17 protein-coding genes are annotated in these 20,305 nt (G+C 40.5%); 5 read left to right on the top strand and 12 right to left on the bottom strand.

Annotation, left to right across the window (positions count from 1 at the left end; genetic code table 11):
• Positions 1–180 carry a DNA gyrase inhibitor YacG gene (locus AC1M9E_RS01530; protein WP_481608148.1) on the top strand — a complete coding sequence of 60 codons (180 nt, stop codon included), beginning with the start codon at positions 1–3 and terminating at the stop codon, positions 178–180.
• Between the two features lie 351 nt (positions 181–531).
• Here AC1M9E_RS01530 and AC1M9E_RS01525 read toward each other — a convergent pair whose 3' ends face one another.
• The 5 genes from AC1M9E_RS01525 to AC1M9E_RS01505 form a co-directional block, all read right to left on the bottom strand.
• Positions 532–1,176 (bottom strand): MBL fold metallo-hydrolase, encoded by a 645-nt coding sequence (locus AC1M9E_RS01525; protein ID WP_092768141.1) that lies wholly within the window; start codon positions 1,174–1,176, stop codon positions 532–534.
• Between the two features lie 14 nt (positions 1,177–1,190).
• Positions 1,191–2,207, bottom strand: a complete 1,017-nt coding sequence (hemH, locus tag AC1M9E_RS01520; protein WP_481596527.1) for a ferrochelatase — start codon at positions 2,205–2,207, stop codon at positions 1,191–1,193.
• Between the two features lie 125 nt (positions 2,208–2,332).
• Entirely contained in the window at positions 2,333–3,295 is a 963-nt protein-coding gene (locus AC1M9E_RS01515) for a DUF4062 domain-containing protein (protein WP_481608147.1), read from the bottom strand.
• Between the two features lie 72 nt (positions 3,296–3,367).
• A complete protein-coding gene (gene murI / locus AC1M9E_RS01510; RefSeq protein ID WP_481592062.1) occupies positions 3,368–4,252 on the bottom strand; it encodes a glutamate racemase in 885 nt (294 codons plus the stop codon).
• A 49-nt stretch (positions 4,253–4,301) separates the two neighbouring features.
• The gene (locus tag AC1M9E_RS01505) at positions 4,302–4,913 is read right to left on the bottom strand and encodes a DUF1285 domain-containing protein (protein ID WP_035264966.1); all 612 of its coding nucleotides are present in this window, start codon (positions 4,911–4,913) and stop codon (positions 4,302–4,304) included.
• Between the two features lie 183 nt (positions 4,914–5,096).
• Here AC1M9E_RS01505 and AC1M9E_RS01500 point away from each other — a divergent pair, with 183 nt between their 5' ends.
• A complete protein-coding gene (locus tag AC1M9E_RS01500; RefSeq protein ID WP_481608146.1) occupies positions 5,097–6,809 on the top strand; it encodes an electron transfer flavoprotein-ubiquinone oxidoreductase in 1,713 nt (570 codons plus the stop codon).
• An 86-nt stretch (positions 6,810–6,895) separates the two neighbouring features.
• Here the strand turns inward: AC1M9E_RS01500 and AC1M9E_RS01495 are convergent, their stop codons facing one another.
• From AC1M9E_RS01495 to tusA, 4 genes are all read right to left on the bottom strand, one after another.
• Positions 6,896–7,963, bottom strand: coding sequence for a PoNe immunity protein domain-containing protein (locus tag AC1M9E_RS01495; RefSeq protein ID WP_481608145.1), 1,068 nt, complete (start codon positions 7,961–7,963; stop codon positions 6,896–6,898).
• Between the two features lie 4 nt (positions 7,964–7,967).
• The gene (locus tag AC1M9E_RS01490) at positions 7,968–9,416 is read right to left on the bottom strand and encodes a hypothetical protein (protein ID WP_481608144.1); all 1,449 of its coding nucleotides are present in this window, start codon (positions 9,414–9,416) and stop codon (positions 7,968–7,970) included.
• Positions 9,413–12,514, bottom strand: coding sequence for a type VI secretion system Vgr family protein (locus AC1M9E_RS01485; RefSeq protein WP_488224968.1), 3,102 nt, complete (start codon positions 12,512–12,514; stop codon positions 9,413–9,415). Before AC1M9E_RS01485 ends, AC1M9E_RS01490 begins: the two co-directional genes overlap by 4 nt.
• Before the next feature lie 107 nt (positions 12,515–12,621).
• Positions 12,622–12,879, bottom strand: coding sequence for a sulfurtransferase TusA (gene tusA, locus AC1M9E_RS01480; RefSeq protein WP_035264077.1), 258 nt, complete (start codon positions 12,877–12,879; stop codon positions 12,622–12,624).
• 200 nt (positions 12,880–13,079) lie between these two features.
• Here tusA and AC1M9E_RS01475 point away from each other — a divergent pair, with 200 nt between their 5' ends.
• Both AC1M9E_RS01475 and lnt read left to right on the top strand, forming a co-directional pair.
• Positions 13,080–13,919: a CorC family transporter gene (locus AC1M9E_RS01475; RefSeq protein WP_035264074.1), complete on the top strand. Its 840-nt coding sequence runs from the start codon at positions 13,080–13,082 to the stop codon at positions 13,917–13,919.
• The gene (lnt, locus tag AC1M9E_RS01470; protein WP_481610847.1) at positions 13,916–15,475 is read left to right on the top strand and encodes an apolipoprotein N-acyltransferase; all 1,560 of its coding nucleotides are present in this window, start codon (positions 13,916–13,918) and stop codon (positions 15,473–15,475) included. The genes AC1M9E_RS01475 and lnt overlap by 4 nt, the downstream gene beginning before the upstream one ends.
• A 63-nt stretch (positions 15,476–15,538) precedes the next feature.
• On the opposite strand, the gene AC1M9E_RS01465 is transcribed toward lnt, so the two are convergent.
• The 3 genes from AC1M9E_RS01465 to gspF form a co-directional block, all read right to left on the bottom strand.
• Positions 15,539–15,871 carry a hypothetical protein gene (locus tag AC1M9E_RS01465; RefSeq protein WP_481591450.1) on the bottom strand — a complete coding sequence of 111 codons (333 nt, stop codon included), beginning with the start codon at positions 15,869–15,871 and terminating at the stop codon, positions 15,539–15,541.
• Between the two features lie 281 nt (positions 15,872–16,152).
• A complete protein-coding gene (gene gspG / locus AC1M9E_RS01460) occupies positions 16,153–16,578 on the bottom strand; it encodes a type II secretion system major pseudopilin GspG (protein WP_228143111.1) in 426 nt (141 codons plus the stop codon).
• A 58-nt stretch (positions 16,579–16,636) separates the two neighbouring features.
• Positions 16,637–17,842, bottom strand: a complete 1,206-nt coding sequence (gspF, locus tag AC1M9E_RS01455; RefSeq protein WP_481590406.1) for a type II secretion system inner membrane protein GspF — start codon at positions 17,840–17,842, stop codon at positions 16,637–16,639.
• Positions 17,843–17,994: 152 nt separating this feature from the next.
• Between gspF and AC1M9E_RS01450 the strand changes: the two genes are divergently transcribed.
• Positions 17,995–20,217, top strand: coding sequence for a primosomal protein N' (locus AC1M9E_RS01450; protein WP_488224967.1), 2,223 nt, complete (start codon positions 17,995–17,997; stop codon positions 20,215–20,217).
• Positions 20,218–20,305 lie beyond the last annotated feature (88 nt).

Genomic DNA, 20,305 nt, shown 5'->3' with positions numbered 1-20,305 from the left:
ATGTCAAAAACATTTCCGTGCCCACGCTGTGGACAGCCTAGTCAATGGACTGGCAATGAATTTCGTCCATTTTGTTCTGAACGATGCAAACTTATCGATTTAGGGGCTTGGGCAAATGATGAATATCGCCTTCCGACACAGGATTCTCCTCAAGCTGATCAAGGGGAATATCATGAATAATGCCAACTTTGCTCAATATTAAAAGAATAATTCAATTATATTTACACAAACAAAAAAATTAGCTTTTTTAAGAAAACTCAATAAATGTGATTTTATTTAAGTTTATGTTGTGATATTGTGATGATAATCACATTAAAACAACAATTCTACCTTCATAAATACATGAGACTTTATAAATTCACATTCACACTCAGTATAATTTTATCTTGCCTAGGCCTCCTTTTTGCAGGTCTAGGCATTTATCAACATGATTTCGTCTTGATTTTAATCTCTGCACTATTTGTGTTAGCCGCTGCCCTTCTCTTTTGGGAATTGAATGACATCAATCGAGATCACTTTTTTCGTTTTTAATTAACCAGCTTTACCTGCCACAAACGGGTTAAACTTTTTCTCATAGCCAATGGTACTGATTGGACCATGCCCTGAAATAAACTGTGTTTCATCTGGCAAACTAAAACATTCTCTCTCAATCGAATCCAGCAACTGTTGATGATTTCCCTTGGGAAAATCTGTTCGACCAATTGAACCCTTGAAAAGAACATCGCCAGTCCATAACAAGCCATAGTTAGCATTATAGAACATGACGTGGCCAGGCGTATGACCGGGAGCGAATCGAACCTCAAAGGACTCATCCCCCAATTTTAAAGTTTCACCACCTTCAAGCCACTGATCAACCACAACAGGTTCAGGTATCGGAAACCCATATCGTGCTGAAACTTCCTGAATCATATCTAACCAAAATGCATCTTCTTTATGAGGACCAATTACTGGAATACCCCACTCTCGCGCCAATGCTCCGACCGCACCAGCATGATCAAGATGACCATGAGTTAACCATAGCTCCTTCACGGTTAAGTCTAACTCTTGCACAACTTGCATAATTTTTTCAGGCTCACCTCCAGCATCAATTAACACAGCTTCTTTGGTCTCTTGATCCCAAACCAAGGAACAATTTTGCTGAAATGCTGTCACAGGAATAATTTTAACTTGAAGCATAGGAACCTTTAAATTTATGCAGAATGTTGAAGGGTAATCTTGAGTGCATCCAGTTGAGCTTCTACTAAATCGACCAACAAATCAATATGTGCTGCATCAGTGTTTAATGCTGGAATATAGACATAATCTTTCCCGCCAGCCGTTTTAAAGGTTTCGGCATTTTCCACAGCCAACTCTTCTAAAGTCTCTAAGCAATCTGCTGAAAAAGCAGGGCTGAGCACATGGACAGATTGAACTCCTTGTTGTCCCCATTCAGTCAGCAACGCATCTGTATATGGCTTGACCCACTCCTGTTTACCGAATCGTGATTGGAAACTGATAGCCCATTCATCGTCACGTAATCCCAGAGCCTCTGCGACTTTTTTCGCTGTAACTCTACAACGGTCGGCATATGGATCACCTTTATCTGCATAAGGCTGAGGAATCCCATGGAAAGACATTAATAATTTTTCCGCTTTACCGTGTTGCGCCTGAAAAACCTGAACACTCTTTGCCAAAGCCTGAATAAATTTTGGATGTTGATAATAATCGCGTATTAAACTTAAGCCAGGTAAATTTCTCTGCGTTAAAACCCATTTCGCCAATGCATCATACAAAGGTGCTGTAGATGTCGCTGAATATTGAGGAAAAAGTGGAAATAAAATGACGTGATCTTGCGGTGTCTGAGAGAGTTTTTTTAGAACATCATGAATACTAGGATGACCATAAGTCATCGCAGGAACGACCTGAACCTCAAAATCTGGATAATCTTGAATAACTTTTTGACGGATTAAATCTGTTTGCTTTAACAGAATTTCACGCATAGGTGAATCTTCATTCCACACCTGCGCATATGCTTCAGAAACATGCTTTGGTCGAAATGGTAAAACAAAACAATGTAAGATAATTTTCCACAAAAACGATGGAATCTCAATCACACGCTGATCAGATAAAAACTGTTTTAGAAAAGTTCGTACCGCAGGCACTGTAGGGGCATCTGGTGTTCCCAAGTTGGCAATAATTACGGTGATTTTCGGCTTTAACTCAGACATCTGATCCACATCAATTCACTGTTTAATTAAGAAATACTTTATCAGAGTCTAAGTAAATTCGGCGTGATTTTATGATTGCTTTTTAAAATGTGAATGAAAGAGAAAAACTATCATATGAACTTGATCTATTTATTCATGCATTTCCATAACATCCGCTGACGATCATCTCGTCCTACAGGAACGATCCATTCATTATTACGCATTTGTTGCTTGATGGTATGCAATGCACGTACATTAATCTGTGCTCTAGATACCATATGTGCCTTAGGAAGTTGCAATTGAGCATCGACCAGCCCCGTATCAGTCAAATACTGATTCAACACTTTAGAATAAAAATCTTCTGGTGTTGCTTGGGAAAATTGAGACTCAAGAACAGTATAAATTTCATGCCATCGCATGGAACGTATACAAATAATTTCTTTAAAATGACTATCAACATAGGCATGCATACGATAATCAAAACTGAATTGATCATCCCACTCTATTCTAGGCAAAGATAGAAAAGGATCGACTTCAGATTTGGTTTGTTCCATTTTTGCTTGTGCCAGCTGAGCTCTTAATCGATCAATCTCATCTTGTTTTGCTTGAATGCTTTGTGGTCTTACCCAACCCAAAACAGGGTAACGCTCAAGCATTTGAGGCATATGAGACCTGAGTGCAAGCTCTAATTCACGAGCACTTTTAAAACATACGACCTGATCAACTTCTTTCACGATCTGTTGACGGAAATTTTGAAAGCGCTGTTGAAGATCCGCTTCATGCTCTCGTAAATGCTCCGCACGCGATTCTGGCTGTTCATGCATAAATACAATGATGGGCTTTTGCTTAGTCACTGCATAGATATATTCCAAGTGCATGTAACTAATGCCAGAGACAGATTGCTCACCATACTGGCTTCCTAAAAGCAGAAGTACATAATCACAATCATCAATTTGACGGCGTGCAAAAGCGGTTGTTACAGGTGTTCTTTGTTCTAAACCCCATGAAAAAAAACCCATACCGATCAGCGTTTGAGACACAACCATACGTTCTGGCTGCATCTCTTTACCAGAAGTTGTAATAAACACTTGGTAACGCTTATCTAGCATGCCTTAATCCAATCCTGCATCTAGGTAAAAATGCCTTACTCATAAGGCTTAAAATATATAGCTTGATATTGATCATTCTTCTTCGAATGTATCAGTTAAATTTTCAATTGACCATAGTATTTCATGCCCGATCATATTTTGAAGTACAGGCTGAAGTTCAAGCGCATTTCCGCCACTGACGACACAACGCAACTGCACTGATTTGTCATATGGTTGAGTAGCATTGAATTTATTTTTGATAAGGACTCTTGCTGTTTGGCGTGCAACAGCAAATCCTGAATCAACCAAAGTCAGTCGCTCTGTATAAAGATGCTCAATTGCTGATTTTAAAAATGGATAATGCGTACAACCCAACACCAAATAATCGGCTTGATCTTGCATGACGGGATCAAGTATCCGTTGTAATGTTGCAATACAGGCTTGCGAATTTTGTTGCCCTGCTTCCACGAAAGGAACCAAATCCAAACTGGTGACTTGATGAACTTTAACACCTAAAGGATCTGCAAAATTCTGCATTACATCCTTGATTAACTGGCCTCTAAAAGTCGCTGGAGTCGCCAATACAGCCACTACTTTAGACTGTGTCTGTAACACTGCAGGTTTTAACGCAGGAACCAACCCAATGATCGGAAATCGCTCACCATAATGTGTCCTTAAGTAATCCAGACTAAAAGCTGATGCCGTATTACACGCAACAACCGCAACTTTACATCCTTGACGATACAACCACTCAATTGCATGTGCTGTGAGCTGACGAATATCTTGATCTTCGCGCGGACCATAAGGGACATGAGCTGTATCTGCATAGTAAAGGATATGCTCATTGGGTAAATATTTTGCTATTTCCAATGCAACTGATAAACCACCAATCCCCGAGTCGAAAATCCCAATAGGGGCATGTTCAAGTGCATGAGGCATAGGCTCATTAGAGCTCGGTTGGGGTAAAATTGCAGACATCTCAACGACTACTTTTATAATGCTTAAATGAATGGGCTAAGCTTAAACCTCAAGTCCCTAATTGCAATAGCAGATTACCACTTTTTAAATTCAAAACTGATTCACCTTGCTCATTTTCGCTCAACTCCCCCATTTCAACTAAATGAAAAAAAGTTGATCGTTGTATCAATGCGTTGATGCCGAAACGCACATGCACGTAAGGACGCATCTCTCCTTGAAAATCACGCATAAAGATTGGATGATCTTGATCCACAATAATGAGATCTTGAGTGGTCGTTGTTAGCTGTAGATAAGAAAGCCCTTGAATCTCGACTTGATCTACCTGATTGACCAATAAAGGTTCATCTTCGACTTCAATTTCGATTTGCTCAACGGGTGTTTTTAAGTAAAATTTGTTGTCTTCTTTCCACAGTACTGTCGAGAATAGGTCAATGAGGCTTTGTCTTTTAATCAATTGACCTTCGTGCCACCATTCACCATTCGCTTTTACTTTCAAATCCATTGAGCCACAATGCTTTGGGTTCCATTGTTCAAGAGGTGGGATTGACCTTTTGTGACTTGACTGTGCATCTTTTAGATATTGTACGATATTGATTAAGTTTTTATCATCAGGTACAAGTGAATCAGGCTGTGCTGTTATAGAATCATTTTGTTTTACCATGGTTTATGCCCTGCTGACGGAAAATAAAGCGACTCAGCCAATTGGCTTGATCAAGGTTTGAACCTATACTAGCGCAAAATATATAAAAGGTACGAGAGCAAAATTGTACCTGCAACTAAGAACACTCATGGCAGCACCGTCGGAATTATCGGTTGCCACCCTTTACTTTATGAGGAGTCCTTTATGGAACACATCGAACGTGAATCGATGGAGTTTGACGTTGTAATCGTTGGAGCGGGCCCTGCGGGTCTTTCAGCTGCGATCAAAATCCGTCAACTTGCAATTGAAAACAACCTCAACGATTTATCTGTATGTGTCGTTGAAAAAGGCTCTGAAGTAGGTGCGCATATTCTTTCTGGTGCTGTGCTTGAACCACGCGCTATTAATGAATTGTTCCCAAATTGGAAAGAAGAAGGTGCGCCTTTAAACGTACCTGTTACAGAAGATGAAACGTACTTCCTTCTTTCAGATCAAAAATCTCAAAAAATGCCTCATGCTTTTGTGCCTAAAACAATGCACAACGACGGTAACTATATCATCTCTCTTGGTAACGTCGTACGCTGGTTAGGACAAAAAGCTGAAGAGCTTGAAGTATCCATTTTCCCGGGCTTCGCAGCAGCGGAAATTCTGTATCATGCTGATGGTACTGTAAAAGGTATCCAAACAGGTGATATGGGTATTGGTAAAGATGGTGAGCCAACACATAACTTTACCCCAGGCTATGAGCTCCATGCGAAATACACGTTATTCGCTGAAGGCTGCCGTGGTCATTTAGGTAAACGCCTAATCGCTCAATTCGGCTTAGATAAAGACGCTGATCCTCAACATTACGGTATCGGTATTAAAGAACTTTGGGAAATCGATCCAGCGAAGCACAAATCAGGTAAAGTCATGCACGGTGCGGGTTGGCCTTTAACTGAAACTGGTTCATCTGGTGGTTGGTGGTTATATCACGCTGAAAATAACCAAGTATCATTGGGTATGATTGTCGACTTATCTTACCAAAACCCTCATATGTATCCATTCATGGAAATGCAACGTTGGAAAACACATCCATTAATTAAAGATGTATTGGAAGGCGGTAAACGTATTTCTTACGGTGCACGTGCAGTGGTTAAAGGTGGTTTTAACTCTCTTCCTAAATTCACCTTCCCAGGTGGAAGCTTAATTGGTGATGATGCTGGCTTCTTGAACTTTGCAAAAATTAAAGGTTCACACACAGCTATGAAATCAGGCATGTTATGTGGTGAAGCTGTATTTGAAGCAATTAAAGCTGGTGTAGAAAAAGGCGGTGACCTTGCAATTGCTCGTGTGACAGAAGGCGAAGATTTCTTTGCTAAAGAGTTAACGTCATATACAGAGAAATTTAACAACAGTTGGTTAAAAGAAGAGTTATATAATGCTCGTAACTTTGGCCCTGCAATGCATAAGTTTGGTACATTCTTCGGTGGTGCATTCAACTTTATCGATCAAAATGTATTTAAAGTTCCGTTCACTTTACGTGATTTGACACCTGACTACAGTGCTTTAAAAACTGTTGATGCAGTGAACTTCAAACCAAACTATCCAAAACCAGATGGTAAGCTTACATTTGACCGTTTATCTTCAGTGTTTGTTTCAAATACAGTACACGAAGAAAACCAGCCAGCGCATTTAAAATTAACTGATCCATCAATTCCAGTAAACGTTAACCTTCCTCAATGGGATGAGCCTGCTCAGCGCTACTGTCCTGCTGGCGTATACGAAATCATGGAAAATGATGATGGTTCTAAGCGTTTCCAAATTAATGCTGCGAACTGTGTTCACTGTAAGACTTGTGATATTAAAGATCCGTCACAAAACATTACTTGGGTTGTACCTGAGGGTGCGGGTGGTCCGAACTATCCGAATATGTAATCTCGTTTGAGATCAAAAAACCCGCGTAAGCGGGTTTTTTATTAAACTTCGATAAATACGAAAGTTTCCCCTTGAGCGATATAGTTTTATTCTTCACCATCAAAATACCAATATACTTGACCCCAGTCTTGTTCTGAAAGCATTGGTAAAATGTCACCTTTATTAAAGTGCAGACGTTGATTTGGCTGAGCAGGTGTCGTCCAAAAACCAGTTTTAGAACATTTTTCACCGCCTCGTACTTTAATTTTTTCTACCGAATCTTGTGCTTGTACTTTTTCTGATTGTGCTTTAGCAAAATCGACTAAATCTTTTGGATAAAATTGATGCTCTCGATAAATGGTGTCATCAATATCTAATAGCCATGTCACTGCTGCTGCTTCCCATGACCAATAACCATAATAACTCCTACCAGATCTTAAGTCGGTTTCTGGGTGCTGTTCAAAGTATGGTTCACGCCGACTGGCTTCATACCAATCTTCTAAGTATTGCAACATCATCGCTGGACGTTTTTCAGGTGCAGTATCAAAAACTTTAATGAGCTTACGATAAGGTAAATGACGACGTGCTTCATTTGGTGGTATGCCTCGATCTGTTACAAATGGAGCAACCAATCGCTCGATTAAGCCATCTTTTTCTTGTCCTTCAGGCGTTGCTTCTGTGTAGTCGATAATCGTCATAATTCGACTCATTTGATCTGCATACCCTGTCAGTAAACCAAAGCATATCAGTCGTAAAGCAATATACCAATAATCTTCAGTTCCCAAGGAAATATGCCAGACATAACGTCCACCTGCATCAGGGCTTAAATTATAAAGATGACTCGTTTCAGCATATTCTTCTGTCCAATGAAGAAGATATGGATAAAGTTCTTTTATAAAATTTAAATCCCCGCCTGCTGAATATTGTAAAGATATCAAGTTCAGAACATCTTTTAATCTTTGATGACCAGATGCTATATATCCACCAAATTTAGAATCATTTTTATAATGGCTAAATCCATCAACAACTGTATATATACCATTAACAAACGTATCAAATCTCTTGTGATACATTTCTTGCTCAAGCAACTTATCTCTAAATAAACTTGTATCTTTTACTTCTAAACTCAACCATTTTTGCCAATCTATTTCTTGATCATTTACTTGTATTGACATACTTTCATCTCTCCAACATCTCGTTTGGTAAAACAAATTCTAATTTAATACCGTGTGCAGTTACTGTCCGTGTACACTTAGGTTTATTTAAGCCTTTACATTTTTCATGATGATCGAATTTATCACCAGTAATAGTGACCAAACTTCGATCATATGGGCATCGAATTGCGATGGTTTTACCTAGTTTTCTTTCTGTGGATGGTTTGAATTTAACTCGTCGCCAATCTTCTATTTTATCCAATAAATTGTCATGTTTTGATACTATTTTGGCTGAATCTATTTTACTAGCAATCCATAAATGCGACATCTGCACACCATCACTCACAGTCGTCCCCACTGAACGCTTAACCTTATCATCTTGGTCTGATGCCATATAAACATCGAGACCCATTTTCAATGCCATCATGGCTGCCTTTGGTGTCATGAGTGTTCTATGGCTTAGTGCATTGGTCGCTTTACTGTCTGTAATACGATACTTATGTGCTAGTCGAGCACTATGCCATACATGATCAAGTCCGTTATGACCCGTATCGTGATATTCGTACAGCACGCCATTATTATTAATTTTAGAGCGACTTTTCATGCGTTTTACATAGTAATAATCCGTAATGTGCTCACCACCTGAACCAAGTTCTTGATTCGATCTTCGCTTACGTTTTAATTGTTGCCGTTTAGTTGACGTATTTTGACGCCCTGGACTTGCATTATTACCACCAGTATTTCTTGGAACATTGCCATTTTGCTGAGTTCGTGGGGCTGGATTTTGATTTGGTCTACTGGTTGTTGTCGGTGTTCGAGTCGTAATTGGAGCTCTAGCTGTAGTGTTAGGATAAGGAGTTGCTAGTGCCTTTTTATGGGCTGCTTGCATTTCTTTCATAACCATATCAATTTTTTGATTGGCAACTTTCTTCATTTGCTGAAGCTGAGTTACTAATGTTTTTAACTTAGCATTGCCGAGAACAGCTCGTGTCATCCAACTATCAAAAACGCCAATTAAACCATCAATAATTTTATTACTAGTTGTTTGCAGCTCTCTTGTGTATGTATTCCAATTTAAGGTTCTAAACCATTTATCTACATCACCACGTAATGTTTTGCTTGGTATTGCATCCAAAATAGCTCCCATAGCTTTACCTGAACGCAATTGTTTAAAAACAATTTTTAATCCATCACCAGCAATTGGAACAAATGCAACAAGATTAAATACCAAATCAAACCAATTCTCTTTATTATCTGGCTTTTCTGATATTTTAACGACTGAGACAATCACATTCCCGACATCAACGCCTTGACCAACAAAGGGTATACAACCTATCACAACTGCAACAATAATTTGAGCGGGACTGGAGCCACTACCATCAAGTACACCTTTAATCCATTGAGCCGCCGATTCTTCCCCTTTAGCTGTTACTCTTACAGCTTGCGTTGAACCCTTGGCTACGGCAGTATTCATTGTTTATCTCCTAGGTCTAATCTAGAAGTAGAATCATCTGTAAGTAAAATTTCTTCTAAATCATCTGCTATTGCATCATCTACATTATTTTGTTGTGGTATTAATTGTTCTTCATAATCGCTTACATGATCATCGTATTCGATATTATTCGACATGAGCATGTCTTCAATTTCATCAGGGAAATATTCATCTAATAATGCATCTAATTCTTGTTGGTTGTATTGCTCAATAAGTTGTTCAGCTTCACTAACACTCATCACTTTTTGATCTTTAAAAGGATTATCAATTTTTTCTCTATCTGGTTTCGCCTCAACACTACTAAAGCCATAGTAGACTTTAGGTTGAGTTTTATCACTAGGAATAGTGACTTTGGCATAACCTTCGGCATCCAATACACCTTCTTGGGCAGAACCATCAGCAAAAATCAGTTTAAATGGAGCTTGTGCAACAGGTTTTAAGTCATCATAAATGTATTTTAATTCCACTTTATTAGGTAATAATTTAAAGGTAGGTAAAGCTGGAAATTTTGCTGATACATTCTTTCCATTCACAAACTGATGCTGCCCTGCCTTAACCTCAAACTTACCGCCAGTCGTAGGAAATACCCCTGAAGCGTTTATTTTTAGCTGTGAACCACCTGCGGTCAGTACGATTTCTTTCGCACTGGTGATATCGACATTTGCCTCCGTCGAAATAATCTGCACACCCTTTCTAGCAATCAGATCAGCACCATCCCCTTGCGCTTGAATCTCAATCTTGCCTTTGCCTGCATACAGTCGTGCCCCTTCTTGCGCTGCAAATAAACTGATCTTTTTGCTGGCATGTCCGATGATGCTGTCTTGGGTGCTGGTGTTAATGCTTCCTTGTGCAATTTGGTTGATCTGCCCATCTGCACTGAGGTGGATGTCTTCGTTACTTTCTACGGCAATGGAGCTTGGTGAAGCCAAGAGCATGATCGCTTGTTTAAAAGCCGCGGCTTTGCTTTGGTCTTCGCTCTCTAAGTTCTTGAGATAGCCCTGTAGGTTTTCGAGTAAGCTGAGTGGATCAGTTTGTTGATTTTTTGCCACTTCACTTAAGGCTTTGGCGTTGTTTAAGCTACTTTCGAGTTGTTGTTTGGCTTCGCTTGCATCTAAATGGTTTGCTTTGGCTTGTTCTTGTTTGTAGGTGGAGATGAGTATGCCTTCGCCCGCTCGTACTGCACCCCATTGGTCAGTTCTGAGTTCGAAGCCTTCGCCTCGTCCTTCACTTTCTGCGGTTGCTTTGGGATGACTGAGATTCCCTAGGTTAAGTTGGCTCGCCCCGTGGGTGTTTTGCAGTTGGGTGGAGATTTGTCCTGTGGTGTCATCAAAGCGGAGTTGTCCATAACCTTCGCCTTGGACTTCTTTACTTTTAATCCCTGCGAGTTTTTTTGTGTCCGGCAGTTGGCCTTGACTGTCAAATCGGGTTGGGCTGCGTTGGGCTTCATGTAGGCGGCCCACCACAAAGGGACGGTCGATGTTGCCGTCAAAGAAGTCGATAACCACGATTTCATTGATTCGAGGAAGGAAGCGTGCGCCATAGCCTTCGCCTGCCCATGGGGTCAGTACATCGACCCAAGCTGAATCGGTATCGTTGTTGTTACTGCCTGCACCGCCATCAAATTGGTGGTCTTCTGCTCGGGTAAACAGGAAGCGTACTTTGATGCGTCCCCATTCATCGACATGGATTTCTTCTCCTGCAGGTCCCACCACTTTGGCGCGTTGCGGATGGGTGCTGGGTCGATGTTGTAAGGGGTTGTATTCGGGTACGGTTTTGATGTTGCGTCGTTGTAGGATGAGTTCGCTGGCTTGGCGTTCTTGATCCTTGTGGGTTGCTTGGTTGGTGTTTGTCTTGTGTTTTGGCGTCCATTGGCTGCGTTGTAGCAGTTGTTGGACTTGTTGGTCTAAGTCTTTGGGTAGGTTGTTTTGGTTGTAGTAGCGTTTGCCAACAATGAGGAATTCTTGGTCAGCTCCGCTGTGTTGTGCAATTTCTGGGTGTCCATCGAGTTTGAACCAGTAGCCGACTTGGCTGTCTCTGACGCTGGCTTTGGCGATGAATTGTTTGCTTTGTCCGGCGTAGTAGTCGCTGAGGTGTTGGTTGAGTTTTTCGACTTGGCTGTTGCCTGAGGCGGTGGCTTGGTCTTCGCCTTTGAGGTCCTGGATCCATGCAGGGCTGATGTGCCATGCTTGTTCGAGGCCTAGGCTGGCATTGTCTTGGTGGTCACTGTGTTGGTGTTTGCTTTGGACTGAGCCTGCGCCTTCTTCTTGTTCGAGGGCTGTGGCTTGCCAGCGTTGTAGGTGAACTGCGGTGGGTTGTAAGCTGCGTTGTCCGATAAAACTGGTGATGGTATCAAATTGTTCTGTCGCATCACTACGGTGGTAGCGGATGTTGCGTCGGTTAAGCGCTTGGTATTGGCTGTTGTCATCAATCAGGCGGAGCTTTTGTGCTTCGATCGGGCTGTTGTTGCTCGGTACAATCGGTTGGGCTTCATCAATGAGCCAGTTAATGCCTTCACTGCGTAGTAAGCGAGTCAGAAAGTCGTAGTCGCTTTCGTTGCTTTGCATGATGAAGGGTCGGATGTCGTATTGTTGTTGCAATCCACTGTGGTCTAGGCTGAGGCTAGAGGCAAAGAGTGGGCTTTTGTTTTGCCATTCTTCAAAGAGGATTTCGACCACTTCGACCACGGATTTGTTCATAAATACGCGGCTGTTGCGGCGTTTGTGCCAAAGTGAAGTTGCATCGTTAAACGTAAGTTTGTAGAGGGTCAGTGCCCCATCGCTTTGTCCTTGTGAGGCTTCGGTGATGATGCCAGTGGTTCTAAACAGGGTGCCTTGATCAGTGACTTGATCGACGGCCACTTGTGTGCCGATGAATTGTTTGAGTGGAATTAAGGCATTGGTCGAGAGACAGACGAGTTCTGCTTGCACGCCTTCGTTGAGGGCATGGCTGCCATCGATGCGTTGTAGGAAGACTTGGCTATTCAGCTGTGAATGACTGAATTGGATGTGGAGGGCTCTGTTTTGGGCAGTTAGACCGAGCTGTTCAATCGTACGCTGAATATTATTGATGAAATTCTTCATGTCAAAATGAGTTAATCATTATTATTTAGATATTCTTAACCCAAATTGTACACGAAAAAATCAATTTTAAACGATATGAATTGTTTCAACCGTTAATTCACGACGGGCTAACCTTTTTTTACCAAATAATGAAATTCTTTGTTCCCATTGTCATCTAAACGTTCTTCTTGCAACAGCAATTCATGACCAAGATGCATACAGAATTTAGGAATATCCCAAGAAGTTGAATTATCTGTTGCAAATACTTCCACCACATCACCAGACTTAGATTTACGAATGGCTTGATGTAACATCATCACCGGTTCTGGACAACGTAAACCACGTGTATTCAACTGGATTTGAGGTTGAACTTGAGAATCAGACATTCAATATCGCCCTTAAAAGATTGGGCGATTATTTTATCATAATTCAATCTTTTCACTCCCAAATTCAGAAAAAGACTCCAAATACAGTGGTCTATGATCAAATAGATCATTAGGAATCAAAATTTTACCAATAGACAAGCGTATTTTCTTCGGTATGATTAAAACTTATTTTTTCAATTGAAGAGTCTTTAGGAAAGATCATGCAAGAGGAATCAGGTACATCGTGGGGTATGCGTGGCTTACGCAAATGGTTAGGCACAGCCCCAGAAACCCGAGATGAACTGTTAAAAATTGTACAAGATTCACGTCGACTACTCGAACCAGATACAGTAGCGATGCTCGAGGGAATCTTTGACCTTCCAGCGACTAAAATTCGTGAAGTCATGACGCCACGAACTTCAATGGTCAGCTTACAAGAAGATGATGAGTTATTGGATATTCTTGATGTTCTCATCGAGTCAGCGCACTCACGTTTCCCTGTATTTTCAACAGATCAACCTGATAACGTCATTGGTATCCTTTTGGCAAAGGACCTCTTACCTTTCTTAAAAGATCGTGATTCGAAAGTAAATGTACATTCGCTGATGCGCCAACCGATCTTTGTGCCTGAAAGCGCGCGTTCTGATCAAGTGCTCCGAATGCTAAAAAACACTCAAACACATATTGCGATTGTGATTGATGAGTACGGTTCTACTTCGGGTTTAGTGACACTTGAGGATATTCTTGAAGAAATTGTGGGTGAAATTGAAGATGAACATGACAATGTCGATGAAGAAGCCAATTTCATCGTTCCAGATCAAACCAGCGACAGTAGTAACACGTGGTTAGTTCAAGCACTTACACCAATTGAACATTTTAACAATGTTTTAAATGCTGAATTTTCCGATGATGAAGTGGAAACTGTGGGTGGACTATTACTGCAAGAAATTGGTTTAGTCAGCGATCTTCAAGGCCAAGTGATTGAATTGGGAGATTGGGAATTTACCATTGTGGAAGCAGATGTCCGTACTATCCATCTGATTCGAGCTGTGCGTAAATGAGAGCCTATTTTCAAAAATTATTGAGTCCTTCAGAAAAACAAAAATCATTACCTTTCATTTATCCACTCCTTATTGCTTTAACAGCAGGTGCGACTTTTAGTCTCGCACTTGCACCTTTTTATTGGTGGTGGCTGGCAATATTATCGCCAGCATTGCTATATGCCACACTCAGTAAGCGAAATCCTAAACAAGCATTCCTCATCGGTTGGACTTACGGTTTTGGTTTATGGTTTGTTGGTGCATTCTGGTTATACACTTCTATCCATGTGTATGGTGATACATCTGCGTTTTTAAGTGTCATCATGATTGCGATTATGGCCTTGGTGATGGGGCTATTTACAGCAATACAAACTTGGATATATCGTCGATTCTTTCCAGAAACACCACTTACTTTTGCCCCTTTATGGGTATTCTTTGAATGGGCAAAAACTTGGGTATTTACTGGTTTCCCTTGGTTATTTGCAGGTTATGCTTTTACCGAGCGTTTCTTAGATAGCTATGCACCTTTATTTGGTGTATTTGCAGTTTCTTTCGTGGTCATTCTCATTGCATCTGCACTTGTTGAACTCCTACGAAAACGCTACTTTTGGGCTATTCCAGTTTCAATTGTATTGCTAGGTGCATGGGGCGCATCCTATTTAACTTTTGTAGAAGAAAAAAAATCAGCACCGCTGAGCGTTTCTTTAATCCAAGGTAATATTCCTCAAGATTTAAAGTGGTTAACTGAGTATCAAGTAAAGACACTTGAAATCTATGCACAATTAACACGATCAGAATGGGGACGTGACTTGGTGGTTTGGCCTGAATCATCTATCCCAATGTTTCAATCAGATATTGAACCCTTTTTAGATGCAATGGATCAGCAAGCCAAAAGTACCAACACAGCTTGGGTAACAGGCATTCCTTATTGGGATTTAAATGAATCTAAGGCATTGGGTTATCCGCGTTATTACAACTCCATGATAGCATCTGGTGATGAAGCTACAGGCTTATATAAAAAACAGCGTCTCGTTCCTTTTGGTGAATATATTCCGCTGTCTGGCCTGTTAAGTTGGGTGTTACCTGCGCTTCAAAATGATCCTTCAATGAGCGGTTTTTCACGTGGTCCGCAGGATCAAGCTCCTTTTTCAATTCACAACCACAAATTAGCTGCTGCGATTTGTTATGAGGTTGCCTATCCGAACCTAACCCGACGCAATGCACTAAATAGTGATTTCCTCGTCACCGTTTCAAATGATGCGTGGTTTACGGGTACGGCTGGTCCGTGGCAACATTTACAAATGGTACAAATGCGAGCAAAAGAAAATGGACGCTGGTTTATTCGTGCAACCAATACAGGTGTAACTGCTTTTATCAACCACAAAGGGGAAATCGTCAGCCAAGCCCCAATTGATCAAAAAGCGGTTCTTCGTGGTGATCTACCTGCAATGGAAGGGCAAACTTGGTATACGAGATTCAGTGATTGGCCAATATTGGGATTGTCATTGATTTTATTGGTGATGGGTTGGTTCTTTAGACCACGTGTTGTCGATGTCAGTTTTAAATCTCGTCGATAACACTTGGTTCAAATCAAATATACGTTCTATATCAAAAAAACCGAGCAAATATGCTCGGTTTTTTTAAATTTGTGTTGTGAGGTAAGACAGCATTGCCATCAAACTCAACATCGGAATAGATCGATAAATTTTAATGAGCAGCGCTTCAAATGTTGAAGATACATCAGACAGCGTCAAAACAGATGCTTTAAGTGCACTATAAAAACTTAAAATCGTAATCGCACTAAATACACTAATCGCCATAAATCCGATCATGATTTGACTGCTTGCATCTGCATTTGACCAAAGATCAATAAATAGATGACTAATAGGCAATAAGCTCAAAATAAGCAGTGCAGACTTGAGCACAGTCCAATGAAATAAATTGATTTCATCTGACAATATTAATGCTTTCATCATTCCCCCTTATTATCAAGCTAATCTGTTGGCTCCATTATGCAGGGAAAAATTAAAATAAAAAGCCTAATTTTCTTCATATTTTCTGTTTCTTGTAACCATTAAATATGGGAATAATTCTTATTATAAATCTCAAAAACCAATTATTTATAAACATTATAATTATCAATGACTTGGGTTAATATTTACAAATAATAAAGATTATCACTTCACTCAATATTTATTAATTCGATTAAGTGAAGTGATTAATACCATGAATGGTTTTTAATAATGATTTTCATTTATGGTGTGTAAAAGATATCAGCATCATTTCCTTCACCACCCTGCTTTCCATCTGCGCCGAATGAATAAAGATCATATGCACGACCTTCCGAACCAGGGATCACATATTGCAAATCATTATCCCAACTATCTTTAGGATAACCACCCTTCACATAACCACCAGGTAACCAATTTTTTGCTGAAGCTGGTTGATTGACTAAGGCATCCAAGCCACCATCTTGCATCGATGGATATTGGTTATTGTCTAATTTGTATTGATCTAATGCACCTGCAACACCTTTCAGCGTAATGATTGTGGTATCAACCTTAGCTTTCTCACCACGACCCATGACATTAGGCACAATCAGTGCTGCCAGCACACCTAAAATCACAATCACCACCATCACTTCGATCAGGGTAAAACCAGATTGTTTTCGCATTTTCATCTTGTTTCGCATATTTTCACTCGCTATTTCATTCATTATTAGAATTTATTGAATCTGTTTAAATCATATTGTTCATGTTGACGATTGGCAACATGACAGCAATCACGATCACCAATACTATCGCAGCCATTAACACCAACATTAGTGGTTCCAACAACGCCAATAATGTTGAGATCAATGTAGTAACTTCTCGATCTTGCATCGTCGAAGCTCTTTCTAACATTCGATCCAACTCACCCGAGGCTTCACCACTTTTGATCATTTGCACCATCATCGGTGGAAAATAACCACAGCGCTCAAGTTGCGTCGCCAGATTTCCACCCTCTGTGACTTTTTCAGCCGCGACATTGACTGCATCTCGAATAACCCAATTGCTACTTACTGCTGCACCAATTTTCAACGCGTCGACCAAAGGAACACCAGATTGCGTTAAGATAGATAAGGTACTTGAAAAGCGGGCTGCATTAATACCTCGTGATAGTTTTCCAAATAATGGCAACTTCAACGTGAGACGATCAAAAGCATAATGCCCTGCGGCAGTCCTTAAAAAACGCACCAATATAATGAATCCCAACGCCGACGCGACCAATACAAATGGCCAAGCTTGACGTATAAAATCACTGGCTTTCATTAAAGCAACCGTAATCCAAGGTAGCGCATCTTTACTTTGGTCAAAGGTTTTAACGATGTCTGGCACTACATAGGTCATGAGTCCCATCACGATACCGAAAGACATCAACATCAAAATAATAGGATAAATCATTGCACCTTGAATCTTCTTTTGCATCGCAAAGCGATTTTCAGTGTAATCAGCCAATTGATCGAGAATAAGATCTAAGTGTCCTGATCGCTCACCAGCAGCAATCGTTGCAATATAAAGTTCAGGGAATCTGCCAGATTGTTGCATCCCTTGAGCCAAGGAATGACCTTCTAAAACCTTTGATCTTACAGATAACATCAAATTTTGCACGTGAGCTTTTTCGCTTTGTTTGGCAACTGCTCTTAATGCTTCCTCAAGTGGGATCCCCGCTGCAACTAATACGGATAATTGGCGAGTCATCAAAGCTAAGTCATAAGCTGTAAATTTTTTTTGAAAAAAACCACCAGTTCGATGCTTGTCTTTTTGTTCTACAGCATCAACTTGTACTGGAATCCATTGTTTATCCCGAAGCTGTTGTCGAATCTGTCGGGCTGAATCACCTTCTAGCACACCCTTTTGCTGCTTTCCTGAAGCATCGATGGCAGTATATTGATATGCGGGCATGATAATGCTCTAATTTTCCTAATTATGATGTCTTAAGAGTTGCCTTAGACCGTTCTCTTCATTCATATTGATCACTTGCAACAACTTGAACACTCTATCACAAGCATTGGTTATCCACGATAAGTTTTCACCATATTGATTGACGACTATATATGACAAATATTTCAGAATTAAGCCAAATTGTTTATCGAGTGCGCATCGCGGTGCCAGTTTATCTATATGATTGTTTTGATTATGAAGTTTCTGCAGAACAATACCAAACTATACACATAGGTGGGCGTGTTCTTGTTTCGTTTGGTCGTCAAAACTTAGTCGGAATCGTACTTGAAAAGATCGCACCGGAAACGCCATTAGATCCGAAAATCAAACTGAAACCCATCACTGAAATCTTGGATCTGCAACCCATACTCAATCCTACGATCATTCAGCTCGCGCAGTGGTCTGCTCAATATTATCAATTCCCCATTGGGGAAGTCATGCATACCACTTTGCCGACATTTTTAAGGCAGGGTAAACCCTATAATTTATTAGCTCACTCTTGGAAAGTTTTAAATTTAGACGCTGAAAAGAAAGTGGCTCGATCTTTAAAACAACAAGAGGCTTATAAAATTTTAAAGCTACACCCTCAAGGGACTGCCGAGACGATACTGAATTTGAGTGGTGTGGAAACAGCAACATTAAAAGCGCTTGAAAAGAAAGAAATCGTCGAATGTAAATTGATTCAGCAGGACTTTAGTCCTGAACCTGTACAGCTGGCTCAAATGCCATTGACTGCAAATGATGATCAAAAAAAAGCAATTCAATCCATTTTAAAAGCACAAAATCGCTATCAAGCATTTTTACTCGATGGTTTAACTGGAAGCGGAAAAACTGAAGTTTATTTGCAAGTCATGCAAGAGGTTTTACAAAAAGGTCAGCAAGTATTGGTACTGGTACCAGAAATTGGCTTAACCCCTCAAACTATCAGTCGATTTCAATCTCGCTTTCACTGCAATATTGTCTTGTTGCATTCCGGACTGAATGACACAAAGCGCCTCCAAGCTTGGCAATATGCTCAAACAGGGAAGGCCTCCATTATTCTAGGTACACGCTCTGCGATTTACACCCCCATGCCAAATTTAGGGCTCATTATCTTAGATGAGGAGCATGACCTGTCATTCAAACAACAAGAAGGTTTTCGCTACCATGCACGTGATGTTGCTCTCTATCGCGCTTATTTAGAGCAATGCCCCATTGTCCTTGGCTCAGCAACACCAAGTATTGACTCATATCATTTGGTGGAGCAAAAAAAATTAACGATTCTGAAACTCGATGAACGTGCCGCAGGTGCAAGCTTACCTAAAATTCATTTAATTGATCTAAAGATTGCTCAAAAACAGCATGGTATAAGCGAACAACTCATTAAAGAAATTCAAAAAAGACTCAATCAAGAAGAACAGGTACTGATCTTTTTAAACAGACGTGGTTATGCACCTGTCCTGATCTGCGAAAGCTGTGGATGGCAAGCCAATTGTCCCCATTGTGATGCACATTTTACGCTTCATAAAAAACCATATGAGCACCTGCATTGCCATCACTGTGGGACAATTAATCGACTGCCTGATCAATGCCCCTCTTGTCAGCAACACACCTTGAAGCCTATTGGAATGGGCACGGCAAAAGTTGAAGAGAATTTACAACTTTTATTTCCAGACTTTCCTGTGGTCAGAGTAGATCGTGATTCCACGAGCCGTGTCGGGAGTTGGCAAAAAATTTACGAGCAAATTCATCAAAGTAAACCGATGATTTTACTTGGTACGCAAATGTTAGCCAAAGGCCATCACTTTCCGTATGTAACCTTAGTTGCAATCTTAGATATTGATAGTGGCCTACTCAGTGTTGATTTCAGAGCAACGGAACGAACAGCCCAATTGATTGTTCAAGTTGCAGGTCGTGCAGGACGAGGTGAAAAAAAAGGTGAGGTTTATCTACAAACTTTACGACCTGATCACCCTCTACTCAACACGCTCATTAATAAAGACTATCGTGCTTTTGCTCGTGAAACACTTCATGATCGTCAAGCTGCTTTACTCCCTCCAATGCGCTATGCAGCATTAATACGTTGTGAATCGCGTAGTCAGGAAGAAAATCTCAATTTTTTAACCAATATGACACAATCGCTCCAACAACATACTGGTGAGCTGATTGAGATTTGGGGTCCAATTCCTGCGCCAATGGAGCGAAAGGCTGGGCGTTATCAGGCACATGTGGTTTTATTGTCATCAGATCGTGCAAAAATGCATTTCTATATACGAGAATGGTGGCCATTTGTGCTTCAACAAAAACCTTCAACGATGAAGCTCAGTATTGATATAGATCCTCAAGAGCTAAGCTAATCATGAATAGAGTTAAATTATCAAAGTCGAAGACCTGAATTAAATTTACACAGCTAAAGCAGACACGATTACAATTTCATCAGTCCAA

It is taken from the genome of Acinetobacter sp. 24-47-47 (assembly GCF_057737035.1).
Note: the sequence above shows the minus strand (reverse complement) of the source record. Positions and strands in the feature narration are given on the sequence as shown.